General features: G+C 60.5%; 10 protein-coding genes, 1 other RNA gene and 3 pseudogenes. 5 read left to right on the top strand and 9 right to left on the bottom strand.

The genetic code is table 11. From position 1 onward, the window contains the following. Nucleotides 1-182 precede the first annotated feature (182 nt). The 3 genes from pilH to PD885_RS05685 all read right to left on the bottom strand — a co-directional run bounded on the left by pilH (nucleotide 183) and on the right by PD885_RS05685 (nucleotide 2,627). Nucleotides 183-569, bottom strand: coding sequence for a twitching motility response regulator PilH (gene pilH, locus PD885_RS05695; RefSeq protein WP_002814275.1), 387 nt, complete (start codon nucleotides 567-569; stop codon nucleotides 183-185). Between the two features lie 262 nt (nucleotides 570-831). Then, on the bottom strand, nucleotides 832-1,728 hold the full coding sequence (locus tag PD885_RS05690) for a DnaJ C-terminal domain-containing protein (RefSeq protein ID WP_002814277.1): 897 nt from the start codon (nucleotides 1,726-1,728) through the stop codon (nucleotides 832-834). 422 nt (nucleotides 1,729-2,150) lie between these two features. Beyond that, the gene (locus PD885_RS05685; RefSeq protein WP_002814279.1) at nucleotides 2,151-2,627 is read right to left on the bottom strand and encodes an Hsp20/alpha crystallin family protein; all 477 of its coding nucleotides are present in this window, start codon (nucleotides 2,625-2,627) and stop codon (nucleotides 2,151-2,153) included. Nucleotides 2,628-2,786: 159 nt separating this feature from the next. Between PD885_RS05685 and PD885_RS05680 the strand changes: the two genes are divergently transcribed. The 3 genes from PD885_RS05680 (at nucleotide 2,787) to PD885_RS05670 (ending at nucleotide 4,019) form a co-directional block, all read left to right on the top strand. After that, on the top strand, nucleotides 2,787-3,269 hold the full coding sequence (locus PD885_RS05680; RefSeq protein WP_002814281.1) for a peroxiredoxin: 483 nt from the start codon (nucleotides 2,787-2,789) through the stop codon (nucleotides 3,267-3,269). Between the two features lie 42 nt (nucleotides 3,270-3,311). Further along, nucleotides 3,312-3,872: a ferritin-like domain-containing protein gene (locus PD885_RS05675; RefSeq protein WP_002814284.1), complete on the top strand. Its 561-nt coding sequence runs from the start codon at nucleotides 3,312-3,314 to the stop codon at nucleotides 3,870-3,872. 77 nt (nucleotides 3,873-3,949) lie between these two features. Continuing rightward, nucleotides 3,950-4,019: non-coding RNA, sX9 sRNA (locus tag PD885_RS05670), on the top strand. A 141-nt stretch (nucleotides 4,020-4,160) separates the two neighbouring features. On the opposite strand, the gene PD885_RS21705 is transcribed toward PD885_RS05670, so the two are convergent. Beyond that, nucleotides 4,161-5,066, bottom strand: coding sequence for a hypothetical protein (locus PD885_RS21705; protein WP_197493697.1), 906 nt, complete (start codon nucleotides 5,064-5,066; stop codon nucleotides 4,161-4,163). Between the two features lie 449 nt (nucleotides 5,067-5,515). Further along, nucleotides 5,516-5,926 (bottom strand): annotated as a pseudogene (locus PD885_RS05660) (transposase); the annotation flags it as partial. A gap of 61 nt (nucleotides 5,927-5,987) precedes the next feature. On the opposite strand from PD885_RS05660, the gene PD885_RS05655 reads away from it, so the two are divergent. Then, nucleotides 5,988-6,794, top strand: coding sequence for an IS5 family transposase (locus PD885_RS05655; protein WP_002801519.1), 807 nt, complete (start codon nucleotides 5,988-5,990; stop codon nucleotides 6,792-6,794). Between the two features lie 6 nt (nucleotides 6,795-6,800). Here the strand turns inward: PD885_RS05655 and PD885_RS20520 are convergent. After that, a pseudogene (locus PD885_RS20520) lies at nucleotides 6,801-7,028 on the bottom strand (integrase core domain-containing protein); the annotation flags it as partial. 109 nt (nucleotides 7,029-7,137) lie between these two features. Here PD885_RS20520 and PD885_RS05645 point away from each other — a divergent pair. Then, nucleotides 7,138-7,896, top strand: a pseudogene (locus PD885_RS05645) (IS5 family transposase). A 46-nt stretch (nucleotides 7,897-7,942) separates the two neighbouring features. Here the strand turns inward: PD885_RS05645 and PD885_RS05640 are convergent. The 3 genes from PD885_RS05640 to prpF all read right to left on the bottom strand — a co-directional run bounded on the left by PD885_RS05640 (nucleotide 7,943) and on the right by prpF (nucleotide 12,854). Beyond that, complete coding sequence (locus PD885_RS05640) at nucleotides 7,943-8,905, bottom strand: nucleoside hydrolase (protein ID WP_040763051.1); 963 nt, start codon at nucleotides 8,903-8,905, stop codon at nucleotides 7,943-7,945. Nucleotides 8,906-9,010: 105 nt separating this feature from the next. Beyond that, a complete protein-coding gene (locus PD885_RS05635) occupies nucleotides 9,011-11,227 on the bottom strand; it encodes a TonB-dependent receptor (RefSeq protein ID WP_088056691.1) in 2,217 nt (738 codons plus the stop codon). A gap of 427 nt (nucleotides 11,228-11,654) precedes the next feature. Next, nucleotides 11,655-12,854, bottom strand: a complete 1,200-nt coding sequence (gene prpF / locus PD885_RS05630) for a 2-methylaconitate cis-trans isomerase PrpF (RefSeq protein WP_002814295.1) — start codon at nucleotides 12,852-12,854, stop codon at nucleotides 11,655-11,657. Between the last annotated feature and the right edge of the window lie 30 nt (nucleotides 12,855-12,884).

Genomic DNA, 12,884 nt, shown 5'->3' with positions numbered 1-12,884 from the left:
TGACGAAAATTCCAAACCTGCGGTGCGTACTGGATACGACCGGTGGCAAGCGCGGTGAAGCGCAGGCTGTTAGCTGTGGCGCTAAGGCGCGTGGTGCCCTAGGCTCTGTGCGGCGATGACGCTGTGAGACCCCGCTGGCTCGGACAAAAAACTCTACCCTCGATCACAGCTCGCCGAAGCGATCATGCAGCCGGCGGCTCGTCTTTTTGGTTGAACACGCGCTCTATCACTTCCAGCAATTCGTCTTCGGAGAACGGCTTGGTAATGTAGGCGCGGGCACCCTGCCGCATGCCCCACATGCGATCGGTGTCTTGGTCCTTGGTGGTGACCAGGATCACCGGAATGTGCTGGGTGGTCGGTTCGCGCTTGAGCATGCGCGTGGCCTGGAACCCGTTGAGGTTGGGCATGACCACGTCCATCATCACCAGATCCGGCAGCGACGACTTGGCAGCTTCCACGCCAGCGGCGCCATCGGCGGCCGTCATGGTTTCATGCCCCAGCTTCTCAACGATGCGCTGAATCCCCACCAGCTGCGACGGCGAGTCGTCGACGATCAAAATGCGTGCCATGTGTTTTCCCTTGTGTGCGCGGCGAGTGTAGTGCGCCGACCGCGCCTTCGGTAGCTGAGGGCGGTGAAGCTGGACGCAGCCTGCTGCTAGTGCGAGGTGAAAGTTGGATGCGCGTTGTCTTTACCTTCTTGATACGGAAACGGTAACGCGGTGTTGGTTGGAGCAAAATGCATTCAACAACGTCACAGATCGTCGCTAGCGCATACATTGCTTGGCTGCCTACCCTCACCCCTCGCCTCCAGGGAGAGGGGCTTAAGCTAGCTCAAACCGTCTCGCCAAACGCCTTTGCCAGGTTGCGATATGCCTTCTTTTGCGCATCGTCTGTCGGCGCCGGGGCCAGGATCTCCAGCTCCACGATCTGGTCGCCCGGGGTGGTGCCCGGCAGGCCGCGGCCGCGTAGGCGCAGCTTACGGCCGGCATCCGAATCGGCCGGCACTTTCAACTCCACCGAGCCACCCAGGGTCGGCACGCTGATGGTGGTGCCCAGCGCGGCCTGCCAGGGCATGACCTGCAGGGTGTAGAGAATGTTACGCCCGTCCACCTCGAATTTCGGGTGCGCGGCGTATTCGATCTCCAGCAGCAGGTTGCCGCCGCCGTTGCCCTGCCCGCTCAGGCGAATCACCTGGCCGGGCTGGACGCCCTTGGGCACGCGCACGTCCAACTGTTTGCCGTTGATGGTGATGCGCACGCTGTCGCCCGCGTGCACCGCTTCCAGCGGTACCGCCAGCTTGGCGCGGGTGTCGCCGCGCACCTGCGGGCCCGGGCCTGGGCCAGGACCAACACCCGGGCTTCGCGGCCGGCCACCGCGCTGGCCAGCGAAAAGGCTCTCGAAGAAATCGCTGAAGCCGCCGCCAGCACCGCCGTTGCCGAACACTTCCTCGTAGTCAAAGCCCTGCCCGCCGTTGTAATTGGGCGGGGCCTGGAACTCGTCGCCCGGGCGGAAACCCTGCGCCTTCAACTGGTCGTAGGCCTTGCGCTTCTGCGGGTCGCGCAGTGCTTCGTAGGCTTCGTTGATAGCCTTGAATTTGTCTTCCGCGCCCGCTTCCTTGCTGACGTCGGGGTGGTACTTGCGCGCGAGTCGGCGGTAAGCGGTCTTGATCTCCGCATCGCCTGCGCTCGGCTCCACGCCGAGCGTTGCGTAGTAATCCTTGAATTCCATCTAATCACCTCTGGAAAAAAAACGGCTCGCAGCCGAGGCCACGAGCCAGTTCGAACGCCTAGCAACACGTCGTGGACAGCTCTCAGGTGGCGCGGGCGAAACGCAGAACCGCACTGTACGAGGCGTACCTGCCAATTCCGAACACCAACCGCGACCAACTGGCGGTCACGCAACACGTTTGTTAGCCGATCTATTCGCAGCCGGGCGGGCGACCGCGCCTATTCTACGGCGCGACCGTCGCCGGGGAGCGAAGCCGATGACTTCGCTCCAGGTCCATTGCCTTGCAGCGGCGGCGGCAACTGGCGGGCAGGCGCCAGCCGGATGCTGCCGGTCGCGGAAAACCGACATGTACGCAAAGCACAGGTCAGTGCCGAGCACCGGCCGCGCACCTGACGCCTGCACGGCCAGTGAGTCCGCTACGCTTACTGCACAGTGCTGGCGCTGGTGTCCTGACCGTTGCCGACCTGGATACGACGCGGGGTGGCCGCCGGGCGCTTGGGAATGCGGATTTCCAGCACACCATTGTTTCCGGCAGCGGTAATGCCATCGGCGTCAGCGCTGTCGGGCAGCGCGAAGCGACGGTGGAAGCTGCCGTAACGGCGCTCGATGCGCGAGAAGCGTTCGGTCTCGGTGCTGGACTCGCTCTTGCGCTCGCCCTTGATCGACAGGATGCCCTTGTCCATCTGCACCTCGATCTGGCTCGGGTCGATGCCCGGCAGATCGGCATACAACACGAAGTGGTTGGCTTCTTCCTTGATGTCCACGCGCGGCACCCACTGCGCGGTCACCACTGCCGATTCGTCGGTGTCGCCGTTCTGCTCGAAGAAGCGGTCGAACACATGCTTGATCTCGTTTTGCAGGGCGTGGGTGGGCCACTGGGGATAACGAACGATGTTCATTGCGAGCCTCCAAAAGGTTGGGTGACGGGCCGGCCGCCGCGGCGTGCGCCGTTGCGCCGGCCATGCGCGTCAAATAGGCCTGGCGCTGCGGATTTCAAGCGCTTTGACGCGCTTTTCCCGTACCCCTTTCTAGAATTCGTTCAGCTACAGGAGCCGCCCATGACTATCCACGTTGGTGACCGCATTCCCGAAGTCGTGCTCAAGCGCATGCGCGAAGGCATCGAGGCGGTCGATACCCATACCTTGTTCGCAGGCCGCAAGGTGCTGCTGTTCGCGGTGCCGGGCGCCTTCACCCCGACCTGCTCGGCCAAGCACCTGCCGGGCTATGTGGAGCACTTCGAAGACTTTCGCAAACGTGGCATCGACGTGTTGTGTACCGCCGTCAACGACCCGTTTGTGATGCAGGCATGGGGTCGCAGCCAGCTCGTGCCCGATGGCCTGCACCTGCTGCCCGACGGCAATGCCGAACTGGCCCGTGCGCTGGGCCTGGATAGCGACGCAAGCAGCTCGGGCATGGGCCTGCGCTCGCGCCGCTATGCACTGTATGCCGACGACGCCGTGGTCAAGGCCTTATTTGTCGAAGAGCCCGGCGAATTCAAGGTGTCTGCCGCCGATTACGTGCTGGAGCACCTGCCCGATTGATGCATTGATACCCCCGTCCACCCAGAAGGAAAACGGCCAGCCATGTCTGATCAGCCAGCCAGCAAAACCCCTGCCGGTATCACCGATACCGCCACCCTGCGCGCCCGCGCACGCCAGAGCATCGAAGACGGCGCCATCACCGAGAGCTACCACGCCGATCGCGAGGCGGTGATCACCCTGCTCAACACTGCACTGGCCACCGAATACGTGTGCACGCTACGCTATTACAGCCACTATTTCATGGCCAAGGGCATGCTTGCCGACGCGGTCAAGGGCGAGTTTCTGGAGCATGCGCAGCAGGAACAGGCACACGCATACAAGCTGGCCGAACGCATCGTGCAATTGGGCGGCGAGCCAGACCTCAATCCGGACACCCTGACCAAGCGCTCGCACGCCGAATACAAGGAAGGCACCGATCTGCGCGACATGGTGCGCGAGAACCTGATCGCCGAACGCATCGCCATCGACAGCTACCGCGAGATGATCGATTTCATCGGCGACAAGTACACCACCACCAAGCGCATTCTGGAGAGCATCCTGGCCCAGGAAGAAGAGCATGCCGACGAATTCGCCGACATGCTGGAAGGCTGGATTGGCGAGTAAGTAAGTAGGTAATTAAAAGTGGCTAACAAAACTACTGCGCAGCCGCCAGGCGGGCGCGAACTGTGCTCGAAATCCTCATGTCGTACACTGCGGTTCCTCCGCGCCGTCCGCACCTACTTGGCGATTGCTCGCTAAGTTTTGTTAGCCACTCTTAATTCCGGTCGAAAAACGCGCTGATTGCAGGTCGGCGTGTTTATGAATGCAGATCGCCACACCTATTGAAAGCTTGGCAAATTGTGGGCATTTAAGTGCGGTGGGGGCAGGTAACTGCCATCCTTACCGCGACCCTCAATAGAGCAAATCTGCCGGTTCAATTTTCAGATAACCTTTGAATTCAAAAGCTTGTTTATCTTCTTTCAAAAAATGCTCCATCGTCCTCACAGAGGTAGCTTCCGCATCGACCCTCAATGCGCCGCTAAAAGGGATGCGTATATTCGCCGCCGCGGCCTGATATGCCGCCAAAATAAAATGAGAGCAAAAGGAACCGCGGATTCTAGGTTTATTTTCAAAGGCCTGACCCGCATATTTTTCACTAGCCCGCTTGGCGCCACCATTGAAATTAGAGTTTCGTAAAATGCTAAGAACACTTTTAGGCTTTGAGTAACGAATCTTCTCTTCTGCGCTCCAGATTTGACCGATCTGAGCAGCCCAATCGCCAAGATTTTTATCCTTTGGCGAGTAAACTTTATACATTCCTTGCCGGATCGGACCCGATGAGGAAGACAACTGGGTGCCGCCGCGCATCTCGACAATTTCCGACTCTCCGGGACCATTCACAGTCATCCTACCCACGTTATTTCTCCTTTTCGACCACATAACCGCATGTACCAGCGCAGGATCGCCGGCGTTGTTACGTAAAAAGGAAAGCGAGGGCAGGCTCTGCCCAATTTTAATCAATTGATGAGTGCAAGTTGTGTTGTCAGGCTGATCAATCAATATAAGAATATCGCCCGCCGCAAGGTCGGATTTTTTTAATTTACTATTGAACACGGCCGAGACGCCCCGTACTTCATTCACTCCCTGTCTAGAAGAAACAGGGCGTCGTGGTCTAGAAGAAACAGGGGGACGTGGTTGAGCGTACTGGGCGTTTACCATGCCCGTAGAGGAGGACAGCCCTGCACTACTAAGGTTTTCCTTTTGAAGGAGTTCAACTTCGTAACTTGAGACTGGGGTGTGTAGCTTACCAATACGCATGACAGCACCTGAATTTAATTTAAAGTGAGTGGCTCCAACTACTCGCAGGTTCCAAAAGTTTTCCAGAGCATGGGGGAAAGTGTCAAATTGTTCGTGTGCAGGCCGGTAACGGTCTAGATGGATATTGAAAATTAAAACTGTTTCTGGACTCGAATAATGCGATTTTCGGAGCTCAAGCCTCACCATAGCCTAGCGTCCAATAAACGAGCGTTTGATGGGGTCGCCTCAGAAAACGGAATTTAAAGCAAGTTAAATTGGTGGCAGAGTTCGTAATGGCCTGAGCCTTTCCGCACCGACTCTGGTACGGTTGCGCCACAGGTAGTTGCCGGTAAAGTTGAATATGCTCGCAGCCCAGCGGGGATAAGCGGACAGTTTTAACTAGTCGTCCCTGAAAATCCCCTTCAAGCGCCAAGTGCCGTCGGTGACAGCGGCACGGTACTCAAGGATGATCATCCCATCGCCCGCATCCAGGCACGCAAAAACGCGATCCAGCGCAGCAGCCAGCGCAGGTTGTAGCCGGCCGCGCAGCCGAGCACGTGCAGCGCATCGCCTTGGGCACCTTTCAGCCTGCAGCGACGCAACCGGCAGTCGTCTTTCAGATGTCCGAGCACCGGCTCCACCGCCTGCCGTCGCCTGATCCAGCGCCATTGCTGTCGCGTCAGCGTCTTGGCCTTGCCGCGATGCAGGACCTGCACGCCATCGACCTCGCGCCCGCGATCGCCCAGGTCCACGATCGCCACCGTCGGTTCTACGCTCACATCCTGCAGCAACCCGCGTGTCTGCTCCAGCTGCTCGGCCAAGGTATCGCCGTCGTACGGGTTGCCCGGGAAGCTGCGCGCACCCGACATCCCCCCCGCCCTGAGTAGCGGCCGGGTTTAGAGCGTGTTATGAACTTTGCCCTTGTCACGCTAACGTATACGGATGAAGCCTCGTAAGCCTTATTCCACCGATATTTCCGACGAAGAATGGGCCTTTGCGGCTCCCTATTTGACGCTGATGGACGTGCAGGCACCGCAGCGCAAGTATGAGCTACGCGCGATGTTCAACGCACTGCGGTGGATCGCGCGCGCCGGCGCACCATGGCGATTGCTTCCCAACGATTTTCCGCCCTGGGAAGCGGTGTATCAGCAAACACAGCGCTGGCTGCAAGCGGGCTGCTTTGAGGCCATGGTCAGTGATCTGCGCTCACTCTTGCGTGTGGCGCAAGGGAAAAAAGGCCAGCCGAGCGCGGTCATTTTCGATGCTCGCACGCTGCAGTCCACCTGCGAAAGCGGGCCGCGTGCTGGATACGATGGCTATAAACGCAAGAAAGGCAGCAAGGTACACATGGCCGTCGATACGCTTGGACATCTGCTCGCTGTCCAGGTGACGCCGGCTAATGAGCAGGAGCGCGCGCAAGTCCGATCGTTGGCACAAGAGGTACAACACGTGACCGGTGAAACGGTCAAGATCGCCTTTGTTGATCAGGGCTACACCGGTCAAGAACCGGCGCAGGCGGCCACGGAAGAAGGCATTGAGTTGCACGTGATCAAGCTGCAAGAAGCGAAAAAAGGCTTTGTCTTGCTGCCGCGCCGTTGGGTTGTCGAGCGCAGCTTCGGATGGGCCAATCGTTTCAGACGGCTGGCACGCGACTACGAGCGATTGCCGGAAACCTTGGCCGGTTTGCACTTCGTCGTCTTCACGATCCTGATGCTTGGAAATGCAGCCACCCTCTTTCAAAGTTCATAACACGCTCTAGAGTCCGGGCCTGATGATATCGGTGTTTGCCAGATGTTGGGCATAAGCGGCCGGCGTCATGCCGCCGATTGCTTTCTTGGGTCGGTCCTCGTTGTATTCACGTCGCCAGCGTTCGATCTCGGTGCGTGCATGCAGCAACGTCGGGAACCAGTGTTCGTTGAGGCATTCGTCGCGTAGTCGGCCGTTGAACGATTCGACGTAGGCGTTCTGGTTCGGTTTGCCCGGAGGTCAGATAGGCCTGCGGATTTAGAGCGGCTAACAAAACCCTTTCAATATTGTCTCACCGGCGGAAAAATTGCGGACATGACACGTCGCAAAGAGATTCCCATTTGCGCTGTGGAAGCGCATCGAGCCACTGATTCCGCAAGTGAAGTGTTCGCCCAAAGGTGGACGGTCGCATATCAGTGATCAGCAAGCCCTCAACGGCATTGTCTGTGTCCTGCGCACGGGCGTGCCGTTGGAAGACCTGCCTGTGGAACTCGGTTATGGCAGCGGCATGACCTGCTGGCGCCGGTTGCGTGATTGGCAAGCGGCCGGTGTATGGCATCGCTTGCATCAGGTGTTGCTGGCCGAGCTACGTCGCGCTCAGACGCTGGATCTGAGCCGAGCAAGTCTGGACGCCGCCCGTGTGGCCTCCCCCGGGGGCCCTACACCGGGCCAAACCCGACCGACCGCGGCAAACGCGGCAGCAAACGGCACTGATCGTCGATCGCAACGGCGTCCCCTTGGCGGTGTGCGTCACCGGCGCCAATCGGCACGACTCGGTCGTGTTCGAGGAGTTGATCGACGCCTTGCCGCCAATTGGTGGCAAACCAGGGCGCCCACGACGCTGGCCAGGCAAACTGCATGCCGACAAAGCCTACGACATCGAACGGTGTCGCAACTTCCTCAAGCAGCGCGGCATCATTGCGCCGATTGCACGCAAGAGCATTGAGCGTAATGACCGGTTGGGCCGTCATCGCTGGGTCGTCGAGCGCACGCAGGCTTGGGCAAACTGCGCATCCGCTTTGAACGCCGCATCGATGTCCACTTGGCGTTGCTCTTGCTTGCTTGCTCCATCATCTGCTTACGGCTTCTTCCTTGGTTTTGTTAGCCGCTCTAAATCCATGGTCTGTTCACTGGTGCAGTGACAAAACGCCTCAGTGCAACAGTTGCCGCATGTACAACACCGTCCACCCTGGCTTATCCAACATCAGACAAGCCTGCACATTCGGCGTGCCCGGCCCCTCGTGGGTATAGCCCTGCGCATCGACGTCCAGGTGCAGCGGCGTGGTCGGGCACAGCTCGGGGCGCAGCAGCCAGGCCACCGGCACTGCATCGAACAAGGTCGGCGTCGCGCTGGCCCATGGCTGGTCGGTATTGCGCCACTGGTAATACAGTTGCGTGAGCGCATCGGTGAGCCCGTCGCCGTGCGCAAACAGTGCAATGCGCTCGGGTTCTTCCAGCGTGACTTGGGTGGCGTCCAGCGGCAGCAACACGAGCGGCACGCCGGCAGCGAATACACGCTGCGCGGCCGGTATGTCAGCGAGGATGTTGTATTCCGCCGCCGGGGCACTGGCGGGGCGATACGCCGACTTGCCATAGCCCACCCGCACCGATCCACCCATCGCCACGATGCGCTTGAGCTTGGCAAAGCCGGCCGGGTCGCGCTGCTGTGCCAACGCGGCATCAGTCAGCGGCCCTAACACCAGCAAGGTGACTTCACCAGGATGCTGCCGCGCCTGCTGCAGGATCATCGCCGCCGCGTCCGGCAGATTGCTTGGCAATTGCCCTCTGCCCGCCCAACGCGCTTGGCTGAAAGGAAGCGTGCTGGTGGTGCGTGCGCCCACCGCCAACGGAATCTCGCTGCGCCCTACCCGCTGCAACAAGCGCTGTAACAACTGCGCACGCAATGTGGTGTCTCCCCACGCCGATGCGATGCCCAGCACACGCAATTGCGGGCTGCGCAGCAGTAGCCCCAATGCAAACGCGTCATCAATATCGTCACCGATATCGGTAGAGACCACCAGCAAGTCGGTGGGTGCAGGCGTTTGCAAAGACTGCGCTCCGGTCACAGGCGTCTGCGCCCATGCAGCCGCAGACGCGCACCACATCCCCATCATCAACCACGCAATTGGCCAGATCCACTGCATGCATCTACTCCTACCGCCATCAAAAACCGCCGGCATCATCGCAAACCGTTCGAGCCTGCTAACCCGCAACGCCGATCAGAAATTTGCACGAAACTGCGCGCCAACGATGCGCGGATCGTTGATGAAGCCGGTGAGGTTGTTGAAGTCGATCGCACCAGTCACACGAATCTGGTTGGTGCAGTTGCGGCAGAACACCGACAACTCGTATGCACCCGCGTCCCAGTTATAGCCGATCTTGGCGCCGCCTTCGACCAACGGCTGACCGGTGAACTCCTTGGAATCGTAAAGGAAGAAGTGCACTTCGCTACGGTAGGACCAGTCGGTGTAGAAGAACAGCTCGCCGTCGTTGCCCATCGGGATGCCGTAACGCAGCGTGGTATTGGCCATCCACCTGGCCGCCTGCGGCAGGTCGTTGCCGTCGATGATGGCGTTGCCGGCAGCATTGAGCGGGTCGGTCACGGTGCAGGTACGGCACACGCCCACCGACAGGCTCGGGTCGTCGATGCTGGTCCAGTTGTAGGCACCGCCGACGGTAACGCGCAGGTTCTGGGTGATCAGCGCTTCGAAATCGAACTCGGCGCCGCGCGCCTTGGTCTTATCAGCATTGAGCAAACGTACGTCGTTGGCCACGCCGCCCACTGCGGTGAGCTGCTGATTCTTGACGCGGAAATCGTAGATGTCCAAGTTCAGACGTGCACGGTTGTCGAACAGGTCGGACTTGATGCCGATCTCGAACGAATCCACCGTCTCAGGCTCGGCCACGGTCAGCGGCGCGGTGCCCGAGGGCACGCCGAAGCTCGCGCCGCGTAAACCGCGTGCCGCACGTGCATAGACGTTGATGCCGTCGTTGATGGAAAACTTCGCCGCTACATCGCCGGTGACCTTGGAGTTGTCGGTCTCGCCGCTGGACGGCTCGATCAGCGTGACGCGATCCAGCCCCAGTACGTCGAAGGTTTTCTTGTCGTAGGTGTAGCGAATGCCGGCGCGCAGGTTCAAACGGCCGGTGGCCGCGTAGTTCAACGAGCCGAACGCGGCCCACGAGGTATTGCGCTGACGGGTCAGTTGATAGCTAGCCAGGTCGCCGCCGCTGAAGCTGTTGTAGGTATAGTTTTCGCCCTCCACATCGTCATGAAAGTAGTACAGGCCGGCCTGCCAGTTAAGCGGACCATCGTCCTGCGATTCGGCACGCACTTCCTGGCTGTACTGGTCCAGGCGCTTGATGCCGCCGGCAGTTTCCACCGGGAACGGGATCACGCCCGGGCCGGACGGCGGTGCGAATACCGCGCCGAAGCCGCCGTCGATGTCGCCGCGGCTGTAGTACTTGCCGATGCCTTCATAGGCGGTGATTGAGTGCAGCGCGATGTCGCCCAGATCCCAGGTCAGATTGGCACTGCCGCCGTAGGTCTGCAGTTGCTGATGATTGGCAGCGTCGATAAAGGACTTCTCTGCATCGAAGCCGGGCACTAATTGGTTGGTGCCCGGCTGGACGAGGTTGGCGCGGAACAGACGCGCTGTGCCGTCCAAGTGACGCGCATGCGCGTTGAACAACGCGCTGAAGTCGTCGCTGGCCTGATACAGCAGCTGCAGACGCACGGCCGTATCGGTATAGCCTTCCAGATCGCGGCCGTCGCGGTTTTCCACCCAATCGTCGCGGCGCTGGCCCAAGCTGGACAGACGCGCTGCCCAATGGTCGCCCATCGCGATGCTCAGGCCGCTTTCCAGCGTCATGGTGCCGTAGGTCCCGTAAGACAGGCTGGCGTAGCCGTCATTGGCGCCGATGCTCGGCTTGACCGAATTGAACTTGACCACACCGGCCGGCGTATTGCGACCGAACAACGTGCCTTGGGGGCCGCGCAAGACTTCCAAGCCTGCCAGATCGAAAATCGGGAAGCCCTTCAAAAAGGCGTTTTCCTGCACCACCTCGTCGTAGATCAACGACACCGGCTGCGAGGCGTAGGTATTGAAATCGGTGTTGCCGTAGCCGCGGATGTAGACGCGCGGAAACACACGGCCGTTGGACGATTCGATGTTGAGGCTGGGCGCCTTGCCGGCCAGCACACGGATGTCCGAGCCACTGGTGGAGATGGCGTCCAGAAATTCCGGACGCAGCACCGATGCCGACACCGGCACATCCTTGGAGTCTTCCGAGCGACGCTCGACCGTGACCTTGACCGCATCCAGACGCACGACACCGTTGTCGCTGGGCACCTGCTGAGCGGCAGCGTAGAACGGGAGAAAAGAAGCGACAGCAACGGCGAGCGCGCTGATCTTGAGCGACCGGCTGGCGGACATGGGAAACTCCGAACTCTGGTGACGGGGCGGCCCGGTCTGCGTGCCGCAGCGCAACAGAATTAACACGATTTACACAAATATGGCAGAGCCCATACGAAAAAATTTCCGGAAATCTAAAAGGCTTTCTGATTGATGTAACACGGGCGTGCAATTTGTGCGTTGGGGCATGCCAGGTCTCAGAAAATGGGCACGGCAAGCTCGCCGTTCGAATCGGCTTGCATGCGCGATCTCCTGCAATGACAGACGCGTTGCGCGGGGCGCGTGGGAGCGCGTGCGACGGCCTACTGCTCCCGCATCAATTGCAAATGTTTAAGAGTAGCGACGCAAGTGCTGACCAGCGCAGCGCCGGCGCCTGTGCTGAGCAGCGGCGTGTTGCCGCATGCTCATCCCATTCCCCGAAAAGAATACGCACCCTACCCATGCGCGATCACTGGACCTCGGCAACACCGCCTGGCACCCGCACCCAACCTTCCATCAGCACCCGCGCACTGCGGCTCATCAGCGCCTTGGTCACCTGCCACTTGCCGTCGACCAACTGCGCCTGCGCACCAACCCGCAAGGTGCCGGACGGATGCCCGAAGCGCACTGCCAAACGCGCCGCACCGCCGGCCGCCAGATTGACCAGCGTGCCCGGCACGGCGGCCGCGGTGCCGATCGCTACCGCTGCGGTGCCCATCATCGCGTGGTGCAATTTGCCCATCGACATCGCACGCACCAGCAGATCGATCTCGACCGCCTGCACCCGCTTACCGCTAGACGCGACATAGTCGGCCGGCGGCGCAACGAAGGCCACTTTTGGCGTGTGCTGCCGCGAGGCGGCATCCTTCACCTTCGCAATCAACCCCATTCGTACCGCACCGTGCGCGCGCAAGGTCTCGAACATTGTCAGCGCACGCGGGTCGCCATTGATGGCCTCCTGCAGCTCGGTTCCGGTGTAGCCCAGGTCTCGCGCGTTGACGAAGATGGTCGGAATGCCGGCGTTGATCAGCGTTGCGGCAATCGTGCCCAGGCCTGGAATCTCCAGTTGATCGATCAGGTTGCCGGTGGGAAACATCGCCCCACCCTCGCCCTCTAAAGCGTCGGCCGGATCGAGAAATTCCAGCTGCACCTCGGCCGCCGGAAAGGTCACCCCATCCAGTTCGAAGTCGCCGGTTTCCTGCACCTGCCCCTCGCTCATCGGCACATGCGCCACGATGGTCTTGCCGATATTGGCCTGCCAGATCTGCACCGTCGCCACACCATCGCCCGGCACACGTGCAGCGTCGATCAAGCCGTTGGCAATCGCAAACGGCCCAACCGCCGCCGACAGATTGCCGCAGTTACCGCTCCAGTCCACGAACGCGCTGTCGATGGACACCTGCCCGAACAGATAGTCCACATCGTGCCCGACGCACGTGCTGGCCGACACGATCACGCTCTTGCTGGTACTCGAGGTCGCCCCACCCATACCATCGATCTGCTTGGCATACGGATCAGGGCTGCCGATCACTCGTAAGAGCAACGCATCGCGCGCCGGCCCAGGCTGCTGAGCGGCGGCAGGCAGATCCTGCAGACGGAAAAACACGCCCTTGCTGGTGCCACCGCGCATGTAGGTGGCGGGGATGCGGAGTTGGGGCAGATGGGTCATGGGTGAAAGGCCGGGATTGGGGACTGGGAT

The organism is Xanthomonas fragariae (assembly GCF_900183975.1).
GTDB classification, from domain to species: domain Bacteria; phylum Pseudomonadota; class Gammaproteobacteria; order Xanthomonadales; family Xanthomonadaceae; genus Xanthomonas; species Xanthomonas fragariae.
Note: the sequence above shows the minus strand (reverse complement) of the source record. Positions and strands in the feature narration are given on the sequence as shown.

What these genes read in the sequence shown, in the direction of transcription:
- pilH (WP_002814275.1), bottom strand. Translation starts at nt 569, where the DNA reads ATGGCACGCATTTTGATCGTCGACGACTCGCCGTCGCAGCTGGTGGGG.
- PD885_RS05690 (WP_002814277.1), bottom strand. Translation starts at nt 1,728, where the DNA reads ATGGAATTCAAGGATTACTACGCAACGCTCGGCGTGGAGCCGAGCGCA.
- PD885_RS05685 (WP_002814279.1), bottom strand. Translation starts at nt 2,627, where the DNA reads ATGAACATCGTTCGTTATCCCCAGTGGCCCACCCACGCCCTGCAAAAC.
- PD885_RS05680 (WP_002814281.1), top strand. Translation starts at nt 2,787, where the DNA reads ATGACTATCCACGTTGGTGACCGCATTCCCGAAGTCGTGCTCAAGCGC.
- PD885_RS05675 (WP_002814284.1), top strand. Translation starts at nt 3,312, where the DNA reads ATGTCTGATCAGCCAGCCAGCAAAACCCCTGCCGGTATCACCGATACC.
- PD885_RS21705 (WP_197493697.1), bottom strand. Translation starts at nt 5,066, where the DNA reads ATGCGTATTGGTAAGCTACACACCCCAGTCTCAAGTTACGAAGTTGAA.
- PD885_RS05655 (WP_002801519.1), top strand. Translation starts at nt 5,988, where the DNA reads ATGAAGCCTCGTAAGCCTTATTCCACCGATATTTCCGACGAAGAATGG.
- PD885_RS05640 (WP_040763051.1), bottom strand. Translation starts at nt 8,905, where the DNA reads ATGATGGGGATGTGGTGCGCGTCTGCGGCTGCATGGGCGCAGACGCCT.
- PD885_RS05635 (WP_088056691.1), bottom strand. Translation starts at nt 11,227, where the DNA reads ATGTCCGCCAGCCGGTCGCTCAAGATCAGCGCGCTCGCCGTTGCTGTC.
- prpF (WP_002814295.1), bottom strand. Translation starts at nt 12,854, where the DNA reads ATGACCCATCTGCCCCAACTCCGCATCCCCGCCACCTACATGCGCGGT.